Genomic DNA, 20,221 nt, shown 5'->3' on the forward strand with positions numbered 1-20,221 from the left:
GCGCGGCGCGTCAGGGGAGCTGGTCGGGCGGGGGCAGGGTCCAGTCGATCGGGTCCCCGCCGCGCTCGACCAGGAGGGCGTTGACCCGACTGAACGGCTTCGAGCCGAAGAAGCCGCGGCTGGCCGACAGCGGCGACGGGTGGGGGGAGGCGACGAACGGCACCGGGCCCAGGTGCGGCTCCAGACCCTGGGCGTCCTTGCCCCACAGGATCGCCGCCATCGGCTGGCCGGCGGCAGCGCGCTGGACCAGCACCCCGATGGCGTGGGCCGTGATGTGCTCCCAGCCCTTGCCCCGGTGCGAGGCGGGCGCGCCCGGCTGCACGGTCAGTGACCGGTTGAGCAGCATGACCCCGCGGTCGCGCCACGGGGTGAGGTCACCGTGCGGCGCCGGCTCGATGCCGAGGTCGTCGCGCAGCTCCTTGTAGATGTTCACCAGCGACTTCGGGAGCGAGCGCACCTGCCGGTCGACGGCGAAGCTCAGCCCGATGGGGTGCCCGGGCGTCGGGTAGGGGTCCTGGCCCACGACCAGCACCCGGACGTCGGCCAGCGGTGCCCGGAACGCCCGGAAGACGTGGTCGCCGTGCGGCAGGTAGGGCCGGCCGGCAGCGACCTCGTCGCGCAGGAACCGGCCCATCGCCGCGATCTGCTCGTCGACGGGGGCCATGGCCTCCGCCCAGTCCGGCGCCATGAGTCCCTTGCCGACCAGCCCGCTCAACGCACCCACGCCCGGCACCCTACGAGGGGTGCCGGGCGCGGGCAGCGGGAGCGGAGCGGGTCAGGAGGCGGGGGCCATGAGTTCCAGGGCGACGTTGTCGGGGTCGCGGAACTCCAGGATCCAGCCCTGGCCGATGTCCTTGACGCCCTCGTGCGGGATGCCCAGGGAGTCCAGGTGGTTCGCCGCGTCGTCCAGCTCCTGCTTGGAGCCGACCTTGAGGGCGAGGTGGTCCAGGCCGGTGCGGTCCTCGTCGAAGCGGTCCTCCGACACCGGGCGCAGGCCCAGCAGCGTCGCGGGGTCGATGGCGTAGATGACCCCACCGAAGGCGAAGTCGGGCTCGCCGTCCTGCCCGTCGACGGCCACCGGCAGGCCGAACACCGAGTCGTAGAACTGCTTGGAGCGCGCGATGTCGGTGACGGTCAGGCGGATGTGGGCGTACCCCGTGGGTGTGATCGGCATGGATGGGGTGGTGCCCGATCCGGCGGTGCTCAACCGGGTGCGCGCGGACGCATCCGTGTCGGAGGCAGCGGGCATGCTGTCGGGCGTGGACTCCTTCACCCGCTCCGGACTGACCTTCGACGTGCGCGACACCGGGCCGGCCGACGGCGAGCCGGTCGTGCTGCTGCACGGGTTCCCCCAGGACGCCGGCAGCTGGGACCGCGTGGTCCCCGGTCTGCACGCCGCCGGGCTGCGCACCCTGGCGCCCGACCAGCGTGGCTACTCCCCGGCCGCCCGCCCCGCCGGCCGCCGCGCCTACGTCGTCCGCGAGCTGGTGGACGACGTCCGCGCCCTGCTCGACGCCGCGGGCCTCGAGCGCGCCCACGTGGTGGGCCACGACTGGGGCGCGATGGTGGCCTGGGCGACCGCGGCCTGGCACCCCGACCGGGTCTCCAGCCTCACCGCGGTCTCGGTGCCGCACCCGGCCGCGTTCGCGAAGTCCTTCCTCACCAGCACGCAGGCCGCGAAGTCGGCCTACATGGCGTTCTTCCAGCTCCCGGTGGTGCCCGAGAAGCTGCTCACCCGCGGCAACGGGGCATTCCTCCGGGACCTGCTGGTGCGTGCCGGGCTCCCCCGGGCGGACGCCGCCGAGACCGTCACCCGGCTGCGCCCGGCCGGCGCCCTGACGGCGGCCCTGAACTGGTACCGCGCCCTGCCGCTGGGGGCCGCGGACCCGGTGGGCCGGGTCGCGGTCCGCACCCTGCACGTCTGGAGCGACCGCGACGGCTTCCTGGGTCGGGCCGGCACCGAGGCCACCGAGCAGTACGTCACCGGCGACTACCGCCTCGAGGTGCTGCCCGGGGTGAGCCACTGGGTGCCCGAGACCGCTGGCGACCGGCTCGCCGACCTCGTCGTCGGGCACGTGGGGGGATGACCTCGTCGTGACCAGCTGGAGCCGCGCCGACGTCCTGGCCCACCGGGTCCGGGCCCAGCAGCTCGACCGCGACGCCGGGGGGACGGTGGCCGACACCGCCGTCCTCGACCTGGGTGTGCAGGACACCGGCCCGGCGGGTGCGGCCCGCTGGGCCCTGGCCGTCCGGGGGCTGGTCGACCCCGACGGGGCCGAGCTGGCCACCGCCTGGACGCTGCGCGGGGCCCCGCACACCTACCGTCGCACCGACCTCGCCGGGGTCGCGGCAGCCACCTGGCCGTGGTCGGAGGCCGACGCCGCCAAGCGCATCTTCGACGGCGCCCGCCCCTTGAAGGCAGCGGGCATCCCGGTGCTCGACGCCCTCGCCCACGTCGCCGACGAGATGCGCGCGGTGGCCACCACCCCGACCGTGAAGGGCGACATGTCCGGGGCGTTGCGCGACCGGTTGCCCGAGCCATACCTGCGGTTCTGCACGCCCTGCGACGCGGTGCACGCCTACGAGCAGACCTTCCGGCTGGCCGCGCTGCACGCCGGGCTGGTGCTGCGCCCGGGCACCTCGCCCCCGGTGCTCGAGCAGACCGGCACCGCGCCCGCCGACCAGGTGCCCGACCAGCTGGACGTCGTCCGGGCGTACCTGCGACTGCACGGCCCAGGCACGCCGAAGCAGGTGGCCGCCTACGTCGACTCCACCGTGGCGGAGGTGAAGAGTCACTGGCCCGAGGACGCCGAGCCGGTCGACGTCGCGGGTGAGCAGCGGTGGGTGCTGGCCGGCACCCGGCCACCCGACCGGGTGCGCACCACCCGGCTGCTCGCCCCCTTCGACCCCTACCTGCAGGTGCGCGACCGCGAGCTGCTGGTGCCCGACCGGCCGGTGAAGGAGCTGTGGCCGGTGCTCGGCCGCCCCGGCGCCGTCCTGGTCGACGGCGAGGTCGCGGGCACCTGGCGGCCCAGCACCAAGGGCGGCCGGCTGGCGCTGACGGTGACCCGGTGGCGGTCCTTCGACCGGTCAGCGGTCGATCAACAGGCCGAGGCCATGGCGGCCGCGCGCGGGTTGCGCCCCGGCGGCGTGACCGCGACGTGAGCGGGTAGGGCGACACGGTGACCACAGAACCGTCGACCACCTCAGCCGACCCCGGCCACCTCGACGGGCAGACCGTCGCCGTCACCGGCGGCACCGGCAACGTCGGGACCGCGTTCCTGCGCCAGCTCGGCCTCACCGGCGTGCACCAGGTGCGCGGACTCGCACGTCGACAGCCCCCGGACACCGCTCCCTACAGCTCGGTCTTCTGGACCCACACCGACCTGGGCACCCCGGGGTCGGCCGGTCCGCTGCGGGAGTTCCTCGACGGCGCGACGACCCTCGTCCACCTCGCCTGGGCGCTGCAGCCGGGCCGTGAACCCGACCGCCTGGCCCAGGTCAACGTCGACGGCACCCGGCGGGTCCTCGCCGCCGCGGCCGACGCCGGCGTCGGTCACGTCGTGGTCATGTCGTCGTTGGGCAGCTACGCCCCGGGCAACCCGGCCGACCGGGTCGACGAGAGCTGGCCGACCAGCGGGGTGCCCAGCTCGCAGTACAGCCGCGACAAGGTGGCCGTCGAGCAGCTCACCCGCGAGTTCGCCGCGGCCCACCCCGACGTGGCGGTCACCGTCGTCCGGCCGACGCTGGTGCTGCAGCCCGACGCCGCCAGCGAGATCGGCCGCTACTTCCTGGGCCCGCTGCTGCTGCGCGGCGCCCGCGCCCTGCCCGGGGCCGTCGCGGGCGCGGTGCCGCTGCCCCTGCCCGACGACCTGCACCTGGGCCTCGTGCACGCCGACGACGTCGCCGACGCCCTGCTGCGGATCATCGACCGCCGGGCCGACGGCGCGTTCAACCTGTCCGCCGAGCCGGTGCTCGACCCTGCCGGGTTCGCCGCGGCCCTGGGCTCGAGGCGGGTGCCGGTCCCGCGAGCGGTGCTGCGGGCCGGGCTGTCGGCGGCCTTCCACGCACGACTGGTGCCCACCGAACCCGGCTGGCTCGACCTCGGCCTCGGCGTCCCGGCGCTGGACACCACCCGGGCCCGCGAGGTGCTGGGGTGGTCGCCGAGGCACCGCGGCGACCACCTGCTGGCCGACTTCGTGGCGGCGCTCGGCCGCGGCGACGGCGGCCAGGGCCCGCTGCTGCAGCCCTAGGGCCGCGCCGTCCAGGCCTCCGGGGCGTGGTCGACGCCGGCGAAGGTGGCGGCCGCGGCCTCGGGGCGCAGGGCCACGAAGAGGCCCTCGCCCTCGGCCAGCACCGTGTCGGGGTCCTCGGCGGTGGTGATGCGGGCCCGGGCGGTGGAGCGTCGTCCCTCCGTGGCGGCGACCTCCGCGTGCAGCACGTGCTCGACGCCGAGGCGCACCGGCCGGCGGTAGGTCACGGTCAGCGTCGCCGTGAGCCCACCCCGACCGGCCGAGCGCAGCGCCCGGGCCAGCACGTGGTCGAGCACCGTGGCGATGGTGCCGCCGTGCGCCAACCCGGGTGGACCCTCCAAGGCCTTGGGCACCGTCACCCGTGCGGTCACCCGACCGCCGCCCTCGCTGTCGACCAGCAGCGGCGGGGCCACCGGGCTGCCCGGCCCGTAGACGGGTGAGTACCAGCGCTCGCCGGCGACCGGGTCGTCGACGGCGGCGACGTCGAGCAGGCCACGCCCGCCCACCCGCAGCGCCGCGGCCAGCTCCCGGGCGGTCGCGGCGGCGGCCGCCAGGTCGGCAGCCGGCACCTCGGTGCGCACCGCGGCGTCCACCAGCTCCCGGAGCGCCGACCCGAGCTCGGCCACGGCAGCCCGCCGTTCGTCCCGGGCCGGCCCGGTGAGCAGCTCAGCCACGCGGCATCCCTGCAGCCCGCAGCAGCCCGCCACCGACGATGACCCGCTGCACCTCGCTGGTGCCCTCGTAGAGCCGGTACAGCCGGGCGTCGCGGTAGAACCGCTCCACCGGTGTGGTGCGCAGGTAGCCCAGGCCGCCGTGCACCTGCACCGCCCGGTCGGTGGCCCGGCCGACCATCTCCGAGCAGAACAGCTTGGCCGCCGACGGACCGATCGAGGTGTCCTCGCCGGTGTCGTAGCGGGCGGCGACGTCGACCACCATCGCCCGGGCGGCCAGCAGCTCGGTGTGCATGTCCGCGATGAGGGCCTGCACCAGCTGGAACCGGCCGATCGGCGCCCCGCCCTGCTTGGCGGTGGCGGCGTAGGCGACCGACTCGTCGAGCACCCGCTGCGCCATGCCCACGCAGAGCGCGGCGACGTGCAGCCGGCCGCGGGAGAGCACGGTGAGCGCCTTGCTGTAGCCGCGGCCCTGCTCGCCGACCAGGGCGTCGGCCGGCACTCGGACGTCGTCGAGGAACACCTCGGCGGTCCAGGCACCCGACTGGCCGGTCTTGCGGTCGTGCGGCCCCACGGTGACCCCGGGGGTGGTGGCCGGGACCAGGAAGGTGGAGATGCCCCGCCCGCCGGTCTGCTCGGGCTCGGAGCGGGCGAACACCACGAACAGGTCCGCGATCGGTGCGTTGGTGATGTAGCGCTTGCCACCGTTGATCACCCAGTCCTCGCCGTCCCGGCGAGCCGTGGTGCGCAGACCCGCGGGGTCCGAGCCGGCCTCGGCCTCGGTCAGGGCGAACGAGCCGATGAGGTCGCCGGCGGCCAGGCCCGGCAGCCACGCCTTCTTCTGCTCGTCGTCGCCGAACCGGGCGATGACCTGGCCGGCGATGCCGTTGTTGGTGCCGAACAGCGAGCGGAACGCCGGCGAGGTGTAGCCGAACTCGAAGGCCAGCTGCACGTCCTCGCTCATCGTGACGCCGAGGCCGCCGAACTCCTCGGGCAGGGCGTAGCCGAACAGGCCCATGTCGGCGGCGGCCCGGCGCAGCTCGTCCGGGACGGCGTCGGTCTCCTCGATCTGCTCCTCGAGGGGGACCACCCGTTCCCGGACGAGCTCGCGGACGGCGGTGCGGACCTGGGCGAAGACGTCGGCGTCCATGCCCGCAGGTCTACCAGGCCGGCGCGGGCCGATCAGGCCAGGGCGTCCAGGCGTGCGACGTCCTCGGCCGACAGGGTCAGCTGCGCCGCGCCGAGGTTCTCGGTCAGGTGGTCGACCGACTTCGTGCCCGGGATCGGCAGCACGACCGGCGAGGTCTGCAGCAGCCAGGCCAGCGCCACCTGCGAGGGCGATGCCCCGAGCTCGCGGGCGATGTCGGCCACCGGGCTGTCGGGCTTGGCCAGGTCACCGGTGGCGATCGGGAACCACGGGATGAACGCGATGCCCTCGGCGGTGGCGTGGTCGAGCACGTCCTGGGACTGCCGGTTGGTCAGGTTGTAGAGGTTCTGCACGCTGGCGATCTCGGTGATCTCCTGCGCCTGCTTCAGCTCCTCCAGCGACACCTCGCTGACGCCGATGTGCCGCACCTTGCCCTGCTCCTTGAGCTCGACGAACGCGCCGAGGGAGTCGGCCAGGGGCACCTGCGGGTCGATGCGGTGCAGCTGGATGAGGTCGATGCGCTCGACACCGAGGTTGCGCAGCGACAGCTCGACCTGCTGCGTGAGGTACTCCGGGCGGCCCACCGGCGGCCAGACGCCCGGGCCGGTGCGGGTCAGCCCGGCCTTGGTCGCGATGACCAGGCCGTCGGCGTAGGGGTGCAGCGCGTCGTGGATGAGCTGCTCGCTGACCTGCGGGCCGTAGGAGTCGGCGGTGTCGATGAAGTCGACGCCGTGCTCGACGGCGGCGCGCAGCACGGCGAGGGCGCCCTCGCGGTCGGCCGGCGGACCCCAGACGCCGTCGCCGGTGATCTGCATGGCGCCGTAGCCGAGGCGGTGCACGGTCAGGTCGCCGCCCAGGGCGAACGTCGCGGGGTGGGTGGTGGAGGAGGTCATGGTGGGTGCAGCACCGTCCGGGGGCGCCGGTGTTCCCGGCGGGGGGCAAGCTGTCCGGGTGGGCACGGGGGTTCGGACGACGGCGCGCGCCGCGGTGCCGGGGCTGCTGCTGGCCGGGGTGCTCCTGGTCGCGCTGAACCTGCGCGGCCCGCTGATCGCGGTCGCCCCGGTGGCCGGCGAGCTGCGCGACGACCTCGCCGTCGGCGCGGGCACGGTCGGGCTGCTCACCTCGATCCCGGTGCTGCTGTTCGGGCTGGCCGCCCCGCTGGCCTCGTGGGTGATCGCCCGCGCGGGCACCCACCGCGCGGTGCTGCTGGCGATGCTGGGTGTGCTGGCCGGCACGCTGCTGCGCTCGGTGGGCGACGTCCGCACCGCCCTGGCGGGCACGGTGGTGCTGGGGTTGGCCATCACCGTGGGCAACGTCGTCGTCCCCGTCGTCATCGGCCGTGACTTCCCGGGCGTCACGCACGTGGTGACCGCGGCCTACACCTCGGCCCTGAACCTCGGCGCGACGCTGACCACCACCCTCACCGCCCCGCTGGCCGACCTGGTGGGCTGGCGGTGGGCACTGGCCTCGTGGGGGCTGCTGGTCGGGGTCGCCTGCCTGGTCTGGACGGCGGGACTGCGCCGGCAGGCCGCCCGCGCGGGCGGGGCACCACCGCCCCCGCCACCCCCCGCCGACGCCCGGCCGGTCTGGCGCCAGCCGGCGGTGTGGGGCCTGACGCTGGCCTTCGCCGCCCAGGCCTTCAGCTACTACGGGGTCACCGCCTGGCTGCCCACGCTGCTGGCCGACGAGCAGGGCCTGTCCCGCAGCGCCGCCGGGGTGAGCAGCTCGCTGTTCCAGGTGTTCGCCGTCGCCGGGGCCTTCGCCGTCCCCGCGCTGGTGGCGTGGTGGCGCCGTCCGTCGGCGGTCCTGCTGGCCGTCACGGCCACGTGGGCCACCCTGCCGGTCGGGCTGCTCGCGGCGCCCGGCCTGTGGCCGCTGTGGTGCGCGCTGGCCGGGGTGGCCCAGGGCGGTGGTCTGACGGTGGTGTTCATCGCGATCGTGGCCCGCTCGCGCGACCTCGCCGAGAACCGGCGGACCTCGGCGATGGTGCAGGGCGGCGGGTACGCGGTCGCCGCTACCGGCCCGCTGGTCGTCGGGGCCGCGCACGACGTCTCGGGTGCCTGGACGGTGCCGATGCTGGTGGTGCTGGGTGCGATCGTGGTCATGGCGGTGGCCGGCGGACCGTCCGCCGGTGGCCGCACCGAGGAGAGGAGCTCCCGTGGGTGAGGTCGTCGTCGTCCGGCACGGGCAGACGGAGTGGAGCCTGTCCGGGCAGCACACGGGGGTGACCGACCTGCCGCTGCTGCCCGAGGGCGAGCAGCAGGCCCGGGCGCTGCGCGGCCCGCTGGCCGGACGCCGGTTCGTGCAGGTGCGGGTCAGCCCCCGGCTGCGCGCCCGCACGACGGCCGAGCTGGCCGGGCTGCCCACCGACACCGTGGACGACGACCTGGTCGAGGTCGACTACGGCCGCTGGGAGGGCCGCACCACCCCGGACATCTCCGCCGAGCTGGGCCGCACCTGGTCGCTGTGGACCGACGGCACCGAGCCCGGCGACACCCCCGGCGAGACACTCGCCCAGGTGGCCGCACGCTGCGACCGGGTGCTCGACCGCGTGCGCCCGCTGCTGGCCGACGGCGACGTCGCCCTGGTCGCGCACGGGCACGTGCTGCGCATCCTCACCGCCCGCTGGCTGGGCCTGGCGCCGGAGGCCGGGGCCATGTTCGCCCTGCACGCGGGGTCCTTCGGCGCGCTGGGCCACGAGCACGACCGCCCGGTGCTGTCCGGCTGGAACCAGGCCGGCTGACCGGGGCCCGGCTCAGCCGGCCAGCGGCTCGGGGACGAGGTCGGCAGCGCGGGCGGGGCGGCCGAACAGCCAGCCCTGGCCCAGGTCGACGCCGAGCTGGCGGGCCCGGTCGGCGCTCGCCTGGGTCTCGACGCCCTCGGCGACCACGACCGCCCCGAGCGAGTGCGCCACCTCCACCAGCCCGCCCACCACCGCCCGGGCGGCGCCGCTGTCCAGCCGGGCCACCAGCGCCTTGTCGAGCTTGACCACGTCCGGGCGCAGCGCCGAGACCAGCGCCAGGCTCGACCACCCGACGCCGACGTCGTCGAGGGCGACCCGCCAGCCCTGGGCCCGGTGGTGCTCCAGTACCGCCAGCAGGTGGCCGCGGTCGCGGGCCGCGTGCGCCTCCACCACCTCGAAGACCACCTGGTGCGGGGCGATGCCGGCCGCGCGCACCGCCTGCACGGTGCCGGTCAGGCAGACCTCGGGCCGGTAGACCGCCTCGGGGCTGCTGTTGACGAACAGGTCGGCCGGCCCCAGCCACGGCGCGGCGCCGACGACGGCGGCCTCACGGGCGAACCGGTCCAGCCGGTCGCCCCACCCGGCCGCGGCGGCCAGGAAGAACAGGTCCCCGCCACCGACCTCGCGGCCGTCGACCCGCCCCCGCAGCAGCGCCTCGTACCCGGTCGTGCGGCCGTCGGCCAGGTCCACCACCGGCTGGTAGACGGGGAACAGCTCGGCCTCGGTCAGCAACCCGACCTCGGCGGTGACCCCGCGGCGGGCCAGCTCCACCGACAGGGTGGGGGCGGCCATGAGCTGGGCGGCGAAGGCGATGCCGTCGTCGTCGCCGGGGTCGGTGGCCACCCGGACGACGTCGGTCTCGGCCACGCTGAGCTCGCGGGCCAGCCGGGCCAGCAGCCGGTCGAAGCGGCCGGCGTCCAGCGGACTGCTGTCGTCGACGACGTCGACCAGGCCCGGCGCGCGCTCGGCGTTGAGCCCGAGCTCGGTGGCGGCGCGGACGACGACCGGCAGCACGTGCTCCACCGGGCTGGCCAGCAGGAGCCGTGCGACCCGACCCGGGAGCGGGAAGCGCGGGGCGGGCACCGCGTGGCCGACGGACACGAGCCGAGGATCGCGCACCCGGGGCGGGGGGCGCCACAGGCGCGCAGGAGTCGCCAGGTACCGGAACTCAACCGTAAAGGCCGACCACAACCTCCTCGTGCCCAACAGTCAACGGTCTAAAGTCTTGGCATGGCTACACCCACCATGCAGCAGGCCGGCCGTCCCAACCGCGGCGGCCGGCCGCGGGACCCCTCCCGCGACGGCGTCATCCGCGCCGCGATCCTGCGCCTGCTCGCCGAGGTGGGCTACAACTCGCTCACGATGGACGCCGTCGCCGCCGAGGCCGGTGTCGGCAAGGCGACCATCTACCGCCGGTGGCGCACCAAGTCCGACCTCGTCGTCGACACCATCGCCGAGATGAGCCGCGAGGGCACGCCCACCCCCGACACCGGCTCGCTGGCCGAGGACCTCCGCGTGATGCTCCGGTCGCTGGTCGACGTGGTGAACGGGCCGACCGGCGCCGCGTCGCTGTCGCTGCTGTCCACGCTCCCCCACCAGCCGGCGCTGGCCCAGGCCTTCCGCGAGGGCCCCCTCGCGGAGTGGCGCGACGGGCTCGCCGAGGTCTGGCGGCGCGCCGAGGCCCGCGGTGAGGTCGCCCCCGGCGCGGCGTCCTCCGCGGTCGCCCAGGCCGCGTCCGGCTTGGTCGTGCAGCGCTGGCTGCTGACCGGCGAGCCCCTCGACGAGGCCTACGTCGAGACCGTGCTGGACACCGTCGTCCTGCCCCTGGCCCGGGCGGGCGCTCCCGGGTGAGGCCGGCCGGCCCTCAGGGCCGGCCGAACCGGCGCAGCCGCAGGCTGTTGGCGACCACGAGCACCGACGAGGCCGCCATGGCCAGCCCGGCCAGCAGGGGGTTGAGGTACCCCAGCGCGGCCAGCGGGATCAGCGCGACGTTGTAGCCGAACGCCCAGACCAGGTTCACCTTGATGGTCGACAGCGTGCGCCGGGCCAACCGCACGGCGTCGGCCGCGGCGGCGAGGTCGGCCCGCACCAGGGTGACGTCGCCGGCCTCGATGGCGACGTCGGTGCCGGTGCCCATCGCGAGGCCCAGGTCGGCGGTCGCCAGCGCGGCGGCGTCGTTGACGCCGTCGCCGACCACGGCCACCACCCGGCCGCGGGCCTGCAGGTCGCGGACGACGTCGACCTTGCCCTCGGGCAGGACGCCGGACACGACCTCGCCGGCGTCGGGGTCCAACCCGACCTCCCGGGCGACGGCCGCGGCCGGGCCGGCGGCGTCGCCGGTGACCAGCACCGGCGCCAACCCCAGCGACCGCAGCTCGGCCACGGCTGCCCGGCTGGTCGGCCGCACGGTGTCGGCCACGACGAGCACCGCCCGCACCGCACCGTCGACCTCGACCGCGACGGCGGTGCGGCCGGCGGCCTCCGCGGCCGACACGGCCCCGGCCAGCTCGGCCGGTGCCGCGGCTCGGCCCACGCGCACCCGGTGGCCCTCCACGGTGCCGCGCACGCCGTGCCCGGCCTCGGCGACGAAGCCCGTCACCTCGGGCAGCGGATCCGGGTGGCCGGCGACGACCGCTCGGGCGATGGGGTGCTCGGACGCCGCCTCGACCGCGGCGGCCAGGCGCAGGGCGGCGGGGTCGCCGAGCACCTCGAGCAGGGACATGCGCCCGGTCGTCACGGTGCCGGTCTTGTCCAGCACCACGGTGTCGACGGCCCGGGTGGACTCGAGCACCTCGGGGCCCTTGATGACGATGCCCAGCTGCGCCCCGCGGCCGGTGCCCACCAGCAGCGCGGTGGGCGTGGCCAGCCCGAGCGCGCACGGGCACGCGATGACCAGGACGGCGACCGCGGACGTGAAGGCCGCCGCGACGTCGCCGGTGACCAGCAACCAGACCACCAGGGTGGCCAGCGCGACGAGCAGTACCACCGGCACGAACACCGCCGACACCCGGTCGGCCAGTCGCTGCACCGGCGCCTTGCCGCTCTGCGCGGCGGTGACCAGGCGACCGAGCGCGGCCAGCGTGGTGGTCTCGCCGACGCGGTCGGCCTCCACCACCAGCCGGCCGCCGGAGTTGATCGAGGCCCCGGTGACCCGGTCGCCCTCGCCGACCTCCACCGGTACGGGCTCGCCGGTCAGCATCGACACGTCGACCGCCGAGGACCCGGACACGACGACGCCGTCGGTGGCGATCTTCTCCCCGGGCCGGACGACGAAGCGGTCGCCGACCACCAACTGCTCGGCCGGCACCCGCACCTCGACGCCGTCGCGCAGCACCGCGGCGTCCTTGGCACCCATCGCCAGCAGCGTGCGCAGGGCCTCGCCCGACCGGCGCTTGGCCCGGGACTCGGCGTACCGCCCGGCCAGCAGGAACACCGTGACGGCGCTGGCGACCTCGAGGTAGATCTCGCCCGAGCCGGCGCCCTGCTCGGCGAGCAGGTGGAACTGCATGCGCATGCCGGGCATCCCGGCCCCGCCGAGGAACAGGGCGTAGAGCGACCACAGGTAGGCCGCGACGATGCCGATCGAGACCAGGGTGTCCATGGTGCTGGCGCCGTGCCGGGCGTTGACCACCGCAGCGCGGTGGAAGGGCCAGGCGCCCCACACCGCGACCGGGCTGGCCAGGGTGAGCGCCAGCCACTGCCAGTTCTCGAACTGCAGCGCCGGGACCATCGACAGCACGAGCACCGGCAGGGCCAGGGCGGCGGAGACGACCAGCCGCTGCCGCAGGTCGCGGTCCTCGGCGGGCTCGCCCTCGGTGGCCGGCGCGTCGTCGGCCGGGGGCGCGGGGAGGCGGGCGGTGTACCCGGCGGCGGACACGGTGGCCAGCAGGGTGCCGGTGTCGACCGTGCCCGGGTCGTACCGGACGGTGGCCGCCTCGGTGGCGTAGTTGACGCTGGCCTGCACCCCCGCGACCTTGTTGAGCTTGCGCTCGATGCGGTTGGCGCAGCTGGCGCAGGTCATGCCGGTGATGTCGAGCCGGACCTCGGTCGGCTCGGCGGTGGTGCTCATGCCGGGGTGGCGGAGTACCCGGCCTCCACCACGGCTGCCTGCACCTGCGCGGGGTCGACGTCCGAGCCGGTGACGCGCAGCGATCCGGTGTCGAGGTCGACGTCGACGTCGGTGACGCCGGCGACCTCGGAGACCTCCTCGGTGACCGAGGCGACGCAGTGCTGGCAGGTCATGCCGGTGACGGTGTAGTCGAGCGTGGTCATGGGGTCCCCCTCAGGATCGGACGAGCCGGGCGATGGCGGCGGAGGCCTCGGCGATCTTGGCGTCGGCGGCGGCGCCGTCGTCCTCGGCACTGCTGGCGACGGCCTGCCGCACGCAGTGGCCGAGGTGGTCGTCGAGCAACCCGAGGGCGACGGCCTGCAGGGCCTTCGTGGCCGCGGACACCTGGGTGAGGACGTCGATGCAGTACGTGTCCTCCTCGACCATGCGGGAGATGCCGCGCACCTGGCCCTCGACGCGCTTCAACCGCGCGAGCACCTGCTCCTTGTTGCCCTCGTAACCGGCCATGCGGTCGAAGGTACCCCTAGGGGGTAGGGGTTACCACCCGCGGGTGCCGGCCTCGCCCTTGAACGGGCCCACCACCTCGTCGGTGATCCACCCGCCGTAGAAGTCGCCGGCCTGCGCGCGCACGACCTCGCCGTCGACCGTGGCCCGGTCGACCTTGGACGGGTAGAACGCCACGGCCCCGCGCAGGTGGCGGTAGCCCTCGGTGGGGTTCTCGTACGACCAGCCGACGGCCGGGTGGCGGACGCCGTCGACCACGGCGTCCCAGTAGGTGGCCACGCCCTTCCACTCGCACCAGCTCGCGCCCTCGGCGCGCTGCAGCACGCCGTCGGCGACGTCCTCGCGGGGGACGTAGTAGACCGGCGGGTGGCTGGTCTCGCAGACCCGGGCCGCCCGGTCGGTGCGCGCGACCACCTGGCCGCCGAGCACCACCTCGATGCGCCGCGGGGTGACGTCGGCCGAGGGCGGGCGGGGGTAGTCCCAGACCGATTCCTGACCGGGGCCGACGGGGTCGGGGTGCGGGTGCCTCACCCGCCCCAGTGTGCCCGCCTACCGGTTGCGGTGCCGGACCTTCTGGACGACGACGAACGTCACTAACAGCCCGGCCGCGGCCAGCGTCGCCTGACCGGCCGGGCTGGTCAGCCACAGCTGTACGCGCGCCTTGGCCTGGTCGCTCAACCGGCCCGGGCTGCCCCGGAAGACCAGCTGGTCCAACGTGGCCGCCAGGGACTCACGGGCGGCGTCGATCTCCTGCTGGATCTGCTCGGGGCTGCGTGGCACGCCGACAGCCTGCCACGTCCGCCGCCGTCCCACCGCTCCTAGACTCCCCCGTGCGCGGGAGTGGTGTAACGGCAGCCACGCCAGGTTTAGGTCCTGGTGCCTTCGGGCGTAGGGGTTCGACTCCCCTCTCCCGCACCACGGTTCCCCCCACGGTTCCCCCCGGGTGTCACCCGGGCGGGTGACGGCACCCGGGTCGGGCTGGTCCACCGCCGGCCCCCTGCCGAGTCCACCTGTGTGACGACGGGACTGGACCACGACACCGGAGCACCCGCTGCGGGCCCCACCGGGGCTGCGCCGACCGCGCGACCCGCGGTCGCCGAGCGCCGGCTCGGCGACGTGCTCCGCGACAACGGCACCATCACCGCCGAGCAGCTGGACGCCGGCCTCGCCCAGGCCCGCCGGGTGGGCGAGCCGCTGGGCTCGGTGCTGCTGGCCAAGCAGTGGATCACCCGTCGTCAGCTCTACGTCGCCCTCGCGGAGGTCTGGGGCGCCGAGATGGCCTTCGTGGACCCGGTCGACGTCGACACCGACCTGGCCCAGTTGTTCCCCTACCCGATGCTGGCCCGCGAGATGTGGGTGCCGCTGCGCACCGAGCGGACCGACGACGGCGAGCTGCAGGTGGTCGTCGCGTCCTCCGGGCGGCCGAGCGCCGACGTCGAGCGCGAGGTGCTCGAGCGCACCGGGATCAGCCGCGTGCACCAGCAGGTGACCACCGACTGGGACGTCCAGCGCGCCCTGCGCACCGTGTGGCGGGACGAGGTCGTGCACGAGGCGGTGTCCTCGCTGGCCGAGCGCCGGCCCGAGGAGTCGGCGTCGACCGTGTTCACCTGGCCCCAGGTGCTCAGCGCGGTGCTCGCCGTCCTCGCCGTCGTGGTCGGGCTCGTGCTCGACTTCCCGACCACCGTCGTCGTGCTGCTGGCGATCATCAACGTCACCATCGGCCTCTCCGTCGGCGCCAAGGCGCTGATCAGCACCGTGGGCACCGCGTCGGAGACCGTGGAGCAGGTGACCGACGCCGAGGTCGCGGCGCTCACCGACGCCGAGCTGCCGCGCTACACGATCCTCGTGCCGGTCTACAAGGAAGCCGGCATCGTCGGGCTGCTCATGCGCAACCTGTCGGCGCTGGACTACCCGCGCGAGAAGCTGGAGATCCTGCTCCTGCTCGAGGAGGACGACCCCGAGACGCTGCAGGCCGCACTGGCCGCCGCACCGCCGGACATCGTGCGCATCCTCGTCGTGCCGCACTCGATGCCCAAGACCAAGCCCCGGGCCTGCAACGTCGGGCTGTCCTTCGCCCGCGGCGAGCTCGTGGTCATCTACGACGCCGAGGACCGCCCCGACGCCGACCAGCTCAAGAAGTCGGTGGTCGCGTTCGCCAAGGGCGGCGAGGAACTGGTCTGCGTCCAGGCGGCGCTGAACTACTTCAACGCCGAGGAGAACCTGCTCACCCGCATGTTCACCCTCGAGTACAGCTCGTGGTTCGACTACACGCTGCCCGGCCTGGACGCCATGCGGCTGCCCATCCCGCTGGGCGGCACGAGCAACCACTTCCGCGCGGACATGCTGCGCGAGCTCGGCGGCTGGGACCCCTTCAACGTCACCGAGGACGCCGACCTGGGCGTGCGCGCCTCGGCCCGCGGCGGGCGCGTGGCGGTGGTCAACTCGACCACCTACGAAGAGGCCAACATGGCCGTCGGCAACTGGATCCGGCAGCGCAGCCGCTGGATCAAGGGCTACATGCAGACGTTCCTGGTGCACAGCCGGCACCCGCTCAAGCTCGTGCGGGCGATCGGGCTGCGCCAGACGATCGGGTTCCTGCTGACCATCGGCGGCACCCCGGCCACGTTCCTGCTGACGCCGATCCTGTGGGTGCTGTTCATCCTCTGGTTGGCCTTCCCGCACCAGTTCAGCCCGGCGCTCCCGCCCTGGCTGCAGTACGTCAGCCTGGCCAACCTGCTCGTGGGCAACGGCCTCATCGTCTACCTCAGCCTGCTGGCCGGGTTCAAGCGCCGCAGCTACGGCCTGGTGGCCTACGCGCTGCTGTCGCCGCTGTACTGGATGCTGCACTCGGTAGCCTCCTACAAGGCCGCCTGGCAGCTGGTGACCAAGCCCTTCTACTGGGAGAAGACCCAGCACGGGCTCACCAGCCACACCCAGGAGGACGGCGAGGACGGCGCGGCGGCGGTGACGACGACCCGCCCGGCCGAGCTCCCCGCCGGGTCGTCGGCCGCCTCGGCCACGGTGGCCGCCGTGGCCTCGGCGCACCGGCGCGTCCCCACCGCCCAGGCGCTGGCCGAGCTGGCAGCCCCTGCCGCCGTCCCCCCGGTCGCCGTCCCCCCGGCCGCCGGCGCTGCCGCCGCGCCCCGGCGCGACGAGCCGCGCGCCACCGCCTCCGTGCCGGGCGGCACCCACGCCCCGGTCGCACCCGGTGCGGCCCCGCCGCCGGACCACGTCCCCCACCCCGACCCCGCCGAGGACCTGATGCGCCCCCTGGACCTGGACGACCTGGCCGTGCTGCAGGCCGAGCTCGAGGTGCTCGACGAACGCGACCTGATCGCCGAGCTGGCCCCTGGCCTCGTGCCCGACCGTCCAGCGGCCCCCGCACCGGACCGTGCGCGGGAACGTGCACCGGACCGTGGCCCGGACCGCGCACCTGGCGTCCCGCCGGTCCCCGCCCGCCGTGCGCGCCGTCCGCTGCCCCCGCTCCGTCCCGTTCCCCGGCGACCCGCCGTCGACCGGGTCGCCGCAGCCGCCGTCGGGCAGGTCCCCGGGCAGCTCACCGCGGAGCCGCCGACGCGGCCCCCCGTGCGGGCATTGCCCGCCGTGCCGGCCCCGGTCGACCGGCCGGCCCGCCGGCGGGGCCCGCTGCCGGCCGTGGTCCCCACCCGTCAGCCCGCCGCGCCCCCGGCCGTCGGGTCGGACGAGGCCCGCCCCACGACCGGGCGCCCCCCGGTCCCGGGGATGACCGTCGTGCGGCTGCTGCCCGCCGTGCCCGCCCCGCCCGCTCCCGCGCCGACCCCCGCCGCCCCCGCCGCGTCCCGGCGTGCCCGGCACGCCGCCAACGCAGCCCCGGCCGGTCGCGGTCTGCTGTCCTGGCTGGACCGGGGGCCGGACGAGTGAGCGCGTCGCTGTCCCCCAGCAGCGCCGTCCCGGGTGCCGTCGCCGTCCCGGGTGGCGTCGCCGTCCCGGCTGCCGTCGCCGTCCCGGGTGCCGTCGCCGCCCCCCGGGAGCCGATCCGCGTGCGGATGGGCGTCGTGCTGCTGGCCGTGCTGGCGGTGCTGGTCGCCGAGCTGGTCGCCGGTGTCCTGGTCGGGGTGCCCCCGCACCTGTTGGGCGTGGGCATGTGCCTGTCGACCGTCGTGGTGTTCGGCCTGGTCTTCTGCTTCGGCGCCATCACCATCGCCGGGTTCGCCGCGGGGGCCGGGGCGGCGGGCGTGGTCGTCCTGGAGCCCGGCTGGCTGGCGCCGGCGCTGCTGGCCCTGGCCGTCATGGCCGTGGTCTGCGGGCTGGCGCCCGGGTGGGCGCGGGTCGAGGCCTGGCAGGCGGTGCGCTCGGCCCCGGTGGGCGAGGCAGGTCAGCGGGCGCTGAGCAGCTCCGCGCCGACCTCGCTGCCGTCGCGGCTCGCGGTGCGGTGGCGCACCGACCGGGTGGTCGCGGCCTTCCTGGTGCTGGCCTTCCCGCCGGTGTTCGTCACCGCGGCGATCGCGTTCATCACCTGGACCGCCCACCGCTGACCCGCCGGCGCCGGGCGGTCAGCCCAGCAGCTCGGCCACCACCGGGAGCAGGGCCGCGAACGCCTGGCCGCGGTGGCTGGCGGCGTCCTTCTCGGCGGGCTCGAGCTCGGCCGACGTGCGGTCGAGGCCGTCGGGCAGGAACACCGGGTCGTAGCCGAAGCCGTTGCTGCCCCGCGGCTCGTGGAGCACGACCCCGCGCCACTCGCGGCGCAGCACCCGCTCGGTGCCGTCGGGCAGCACCAACGCCGCGGCGCAGACGAACGCCGCGCCGCGCCGCTCGTCGGGCACGTCGGCCAGCTGCCCCAGCAGCAGTGCGGTGTTGGCCGGGTCGTCGCCGTGCCGGCCCGACCAGCGGGCGGACAGGATGCCGGGCATGCCGTTCAGGGCGTCGACGGCGATGCCCGAGTCGTCGGCGACCGAGGGCAACCCGGTCCACCGCACCGCCTCGCGCGCCTTGAGCAGCGCGTTCTCCTCGAACGTCGCGCCGGTCTCGGGCGCCTCGGGGTACTCGGGGACGTCGCGCAGCCCGACCACCTCGACCCCGGGGACGGCGGTCTCCAGCAGCCGCTGCAGCTCGGTGAGCTTGCCGGCGTTGCGCGTGGCCAGCAGCAGCCGGCTCACTTCGCCAGCGCCTCGGCCTGGGCGAGCGTGAGCTCGGCGCAGCCGGCGACGGCGAGGTCGAGCAGCTGGTCGAGGGTGGCCCGGTCGAACACCGCGCCCTCCGCCGTCCCCTGCACCTCGACGAACCCGCCGTCCCCGGTGCACACCACGTTCATGTCGGTGCCGGCGCGCACGTCCTCCTCGTAGGCGAGGTCCAGGCGCGGCTCACCGTCGATCACCCCGACGCTGACCGCGGCGACCGACTGCACCAGCGGCTGGGCCTTGGCCAGCTTGCCGCGCTCGCCGAGGTGGGCGACGGCGTCGGCCAGCGCCACGTAGGCACCGGTGATGGCCGCTGTGCGGGTGCCGCCGTCGGCCTGCAGGACGTCGCAGTCCAGGGCGATCGAGTTCTCGCCCAGCGCCGAGAGGTCGATCGAGGCGCGCAGCGAGCGGCCGATGAGCCGGCTGATCTCGTGGGTGCGGCCACCGATCTTGCCCTTGACCGACTCGCGGTCGCTGCGGGTGTGGGTGGCCCGCGGCAGCATCGAGTACTCGGCGGTCACCCAGCCCAGGCCCGACCCACGGCGCCAGCGCGGCACGCCCTCGGTGACGCTGGCCGCGCAGAGCACGCGGGTGCGGCCGAACTCGACCAGCACCGAGCCCTCGGCGTGGTCGAGCCAGTTGCGGGTGATGGTCACCGGGCGGAGCTGGTCGGCGCTGCGGCCGTCGGGGCGGGTCACGTGGATCGAGGGTAGTGGGCGGGGAAGACTGGTCCCATGCGATCAGAACTGCGCCAGCTGCGCACCGGCGGCGCCCCGGCCGTCGTCGACCTGACCGACGAGTGCGCCGACTTCGTGCGGGCCGAGGGCGATGGCCTGCTCCAGGTGTTCGTGCCGCACGCCACGGCGGGCATCGCGATCATCGAGACCGGCGCCGGCAGCGACGACGACCTGCTCGCCCAGCTCGACGTCCTCCTGCCCACCGACGGCCGGTGGCGGCACCGGCACGGCTCCCCCGGGCACGGCCGGGACCACGTGCTGCCGGCGTTCGTGCCGCCGCACGCCACCGTGCCGGTGCTGGAGGGGCGGCTGGCGCTGGGCACCTGGCAGCGCATCTGCTTCGTCGACACCAACGGCGACAACCCCACGCGGCACGTGCGGTTCAGCTTCCTGCGCGGCTGACCGGGCGCCGTCGGTGTCGGTGGGGTCTGCCACCATGCCCGCATGACCGAGAGCGCTGCCGCCACCCGCCTGTCCCCCGGTGACCCCGCGCCCGACTTCACCCTGCCCGGTCCCGACGGCACCGAGGTGTCGCTGTCGTCCTACCGCGGGCGCCGGGTGGTCGTGTACTGCTACCCCGCCGCGCTGACGCCGGGCTGCACCACCCAGGCGGTCGACTTCACCGCCGCGGCCGGCGAGTTCGCCGAGGCCGGGCTCGACATCATCGGCATCTCCCCCGACGCCCCCGAGAAGCTCCAGCGCTTCCGCGAGCAGGAGTCGCTGTCGATCACGCTGGTGTCCGACCAGGACACGTCGGTCCTGCAGGCCTACGGCGCCTACGGGCCCAAGAAGCTGTACGGCAAGGAGGTCGTCGGCGTGATCCGGTCGACCTTCGTGGTCGACGCCGAGGGCCGCATCGAGAAGGCGGCCTACAACGTCAAGGCCACCGGGCACGTCGCCAAGCTGCGACGAGACCTCGGTCTCGGTTAGCCCGACGTTCG

23 protein-coding genes and 1 tRNA gene are annotated in these 20,221 nt (G+C 75.4%); 11 read left to right on the forward strand and 13 right to left on the reverse strand.

The annotated features are described in order from the left end of the window. Positions 1-10: 10 nt before the first annotated feature. Both BLP29_RS20290 and BLP29_RS20295 read right to left on the reverse strand, forming a co-directional pair. A complete protein-coding gene (locus BLP29_RS20290) occupies positions 11-724 on the reverse strand; it encodes a uracil-DNA glycosylase (protein ID WP_243470141.1) in 714 nt (237 codons plus the stop codon). Positions 725-775: 51 nt separating this feature from the next. Continuing rightward, a complete protein-coding gene (locus tag BLP29_RS20295; protein WP_092808023.1) occupies positions 776-1,174 on the reverse strand; it encodes a VOC family protein in 399 nt (132 codons plus the stop codon). 85 nt (positions 1,175-1,259) lie between these two features. Between BLP29_RS20295 and BLP29_RS20300 the strand changes: the two genes are divergently transcribed. The 3 genes from BLP29_RS20300 to BLP29_RS20310 are packed head-to-tail and all read left to right on the forward strand — an operon-like array spanning position 1,260 to position 4,253. Next, entirely contained in the window at positions 1,260-2,087 is an 828-nt protein-coding gene (locus BLP29_RS20300; RefSeq protein WP_207798641.1) for an alpha/beta fold hydrolase, read from the forward strand. A gap of 7 nt (positions 2,088-2,094) precedes the next feature. Beyond that, complete coding sequence (locus tag BLP29_RS20305; protein ID WP_092808025.1) at positions 2,095-3,165, forward strand: winged helix DNA-binding domain-containing protein; 1,071 nt, start codon at positions 2,095-2,097, stop codon at positions 3,163-3,165. A gap of 17 nt (positions 3,166-3,182) precedes the next feature. Continuing rightward, complete coding sequence (locus BLP29_RS20310; protein WP_092808027.1) at positions 3,183-4,253, forward strand: NAD-dependent epimerase/dehydratase family protein; 1,071 nt, start codon at positions 3,183-3,185, stop codon at positions 4,251-4,253. On the opposite strand, the gene BLP29_RS20315 is transcribed toward BLP29_RS20310, so the two are convergent. Genes BLP29_RS20315 through BLP29_RS20325 form a run of 3 tightly spaced genes read right to left on the reverse strand, consistent with a single transcriptional unit; the run spans position 4,250 to position 6,964 of the window. Further along, positions 4,250-4,927 (reverse strand): PaaI family thioesterase, encoded by a 678-nt coding sequence (locus BLP29_RS20315; protein WP_133379341.1) that lies wholly within the window; start codon positions 4,925-4,927, stop codon positions 4,250-4,252. The two genes, BLP29_RS20310 and BLP29_RS20315, sit on opposite strands and share 4 nt — an antisense overlap. Further along, positions 4,920-6,074, reverse strand: a complete 1,155-nt coding sequence (locus BLP29_RS20320) for an acyl-CoA dehydrogenase family protein (RefSeq protein WP_092808031.1) — start codon at positions 6,072-6,074, stop codon at positions 4,920-4,922. Before BLP29_RS20320 ends, BLP29_RS20315 begins: the two co-directional genes overlap by 8 nt. A gap of 32 nt (positions 6,075-6,106) precedes the next feature. Continuing rightward, a complete protein-coding gene (locus BLP29_RS20325; protein WP_092808033.1) occupies positions 6,107-6,964 on the reverse strand; it encodes an aldo/keto reductase in 858 nt (285 codons plus the stop codon). A 58-nt stretch (positions 6,965-7,022) separates the two neighbouring features. Here BLP29_RS20325 and BLP29_RS20330 point away from each other — a divergent pair, with 58 nt between their 5' ends. After that, complete coding sequence (locus BLP29_RS20330) at positions 7,023-8,237, forward strand: MFS transporter (protein ID WP_207798642.1); 1,215 nt, start codon at positions 7,023-7,025, stop codon at positions 8,235-8,237. Next, complete coding sequence (locus tag BLP29_RS20335) at positions 8,230-8,814, forward strand: histidine phosphatase family protein (protein WP_092808035.1); 585 nt, start codon at positions 8,230-8,232, stop codon at positions 8,812-8,814. Before BLP29_RS20330 ends, BLP29_RS20335 begins: the two co-directional genes overlap by 8 nt. Positions 8,815-8,826: 12 nt before the next feature. On the opposite strand, the gene BLP29_RS20340 is transcribed toward BLP29_RS20335, so the two are convergent. Continuing rightward, positions 8,827-9,915 carry an EAL domain-containing protein gene (locus BLP29_RS20340; RefSeq protein ID WP_092808037.1) on the reverse strand — a complete coding sequence of 363 codons (1,089 nt, stop codon included), beginning with the start codon at positions 9,913-9,915 and terminating at the stop codon, positions 8,827-8,829. A 129-nt stretch (positions 9,916-10,044) separates the two neighbouring features. Here BLP29_RS20340 and BLP29_RS20345 point away from each other — a divergent pair, with 129 nt between their 5' ends. Further along, on the forward strand, positions 10,045-10,665 hold the full coding sequence (locus BLP29_RS20345; RefSeq protein WP_092808040.1) for a TetR/AcrR family transcriptional regulator: 621 nt from the start codon (positions 10,045-10,047) through the stop codon (positions 10,663-10,665). Positions 10,666-10,678: 13 nt separating this feature from the next. On the opposite strand, the gene BLP29_RS20350 is transcribed toward BLP29_RS20345, so the two are convergent. From BLP29_RS20350 to BLP29_RS20370, 5 genes are read right to left on the reverse strand one after another with little or no spacing between them, the layout of a single operon-like run. Continuing rightward, positions 10,679-12,883 carry a heavy metal translocating P-type ATPase gene (locus BLP29_RS20350; protein ID WP_207798643.1) on the reverse strand — a complete coding sequence of 735 codons (2,205 nt, stop codon included), beginning with the start codon at positions 12,881-12,883 and terminating at the stop codon, positions 10,679-10,681. Next, the gene (locus BLP29_RS20355; protein WP_092808042.1) at positions 12,880-13,086 is read right to left on the reverse strand and encodes a heavy-metal-associated domain-containing protein; all 207 of its coding nucleotides are present in this window, start codon (positions 13,084-13,086) and stop codon (positions 12,880-12,882) included. Before BLP29_RS20355 ends, BLP29_RS20350 begins: the two co-directional genes overlap by 4 nt. A 10-nt stretch (positions 13,087-13,096) precedes the next feature. Next, complete coding sequence (locus BLP29_RS20360) at positions 13,097-13,390, reverse strand: metal-sensitive transcriptional regulator (RefSeq protein WP_092808044.1); 294 nt, start codon at positions 13,388-13,390, stop codon at positions 13,097-13,099. Positions 13,391-13,420: 30 nt separating this feature from the next. After that, entirely contained in the window at positions 13,421-13,918 is a 498-nt protein-coding gene (locus BLP29_RS20365) for a DUF427 domain-containing protein (RefSeq protein ID WP_092808046.1), read from the reverse strand. Between the two features lie 18 nt (positions 13,919-13,936). After that, complete coding sequence (locus BLP29_RS20370) at positions 13,937-14,167, reverse strand: DUF3618 domain-containing protein (RefSeq protein ID WP_092808048.1); 231 nt, start codon at positions 14,165-14,167, stop codon at positions 13,937-13,939. 54 nt (positions 14,168-14,221) lie between these two features. Here BLP29_RS20370 and BLP29_RS20375 point away from each other — a divergent pair. The 3 genes from BLP29_RS20375 (at position 14,222) to BLP29_RS20385 (ending at position 17,901) form a co-directional block, all read left to right on the forward strand. Further along, a tRNA-Leu gene (locus tag BLP29_RS20375) sits at positions 14,222-14,305 on the forward strand. A 96-nt stretch (positions 14,306-14,401) separates the two neighbouring features. Then, complete coding sequence (locus tag BLP29_RS20380) at positions 14,402-17,287, forward strand: glycosyltransferase (RefSeq protein WP_207798644.1); 2,886 nt, start codon at positions 14,402-14,404, stop codon at positions 17,285-17,287. Further along, positions 17,284-17,901 (forward strand): hypothetical protein, encoded by a 618-nt coding sequence (locus BLP29_RS20385; RefSeq protein WP_092808050.1) that lies wholly within the window; start codon positions 17,284-17,286, stop codon positions 17,899-17,901. The genes BLP29_RS20380 and BLP29_RS20385 overlap by 4 nt, the downstream gene beginning before the upstream one ends. Before the next feature lie 18 nt (positions 17,902-17,919). Here BLP29_RS20385 and rdgB read toward each other — a convergent pair whose 3' ends face one another. Beyond that, on the reverse strand, positions 17,920-18,522 hold the full coding sequence (rdgB, locus tag BLP29_RS20390) for an RdgB/HAM1 family non-canonical purine NTP pyrophosphatase (protein WP_092808052.1): 603 nt from the start codon (positions 18,520-18,522) through the stop codon (positions 17,920-17,922). Then, on the reverse strand, positions 18,519-19,241 hold the full coding sequence (gene rph, locus BLP29_RS20395) for a ribonuclease PH (protein ID WP_092808054.1): 723 nt from the start codon (positions 19,239-19,241) through the stop codon (positions 18,519-18,521). The genes rdgB and rph overlap by 4 nt, the downstream gene beginning before the upstream one ends. Before the next feature lie 36 nt (positions 19,242-19,277). Here rph and BLP29_RS20400 point away from each other — a divergent pair, with 36 nt between their 5' ends. Both BLP29_RS20400 and bcp read left to right on the forward strand, forming a co-directional pair. Continuing rightward, positions 19,278-19,682 carry a YjbQ family protein gene (locus BLP29_RS20400; protein ID WP_092808055.1) on the forward strand — a complete coding sequence of 135 codons (405 nt, stop codon included), beginning with the start codon at positions 19,278-19,280 and terminating at the stop codon, positions 19,680-19,682. Positions 19,683-19,724: 42 nt separating this feature from the next. Continuing rightward, the gene (gene bcp / locus BLP29_RS20405) at positions 19,725-20,210 is read left to right on the forward strand and encodes a thioredoxin-dependent thiol peroxidase (RefSeq protein WP_092808057.1); all 486 of its coding nucleotides are present in this window, start codon (positions 19,725-19,727) and stop codon (positions 20,208-20,210) included. The last annotated feature ends 11 nt before the right edge of the window (positions 20,211-20,221 follow it).

The organism is Klenkia marina (genome assembly GCF_900101025.1).
GTDB classification, from domain to species: Bacteria; Actinomycetota; Actinomycetes; order Mycobacteriales; family Geodermatophilaceae; genus Klenkia; species Klenkia marina.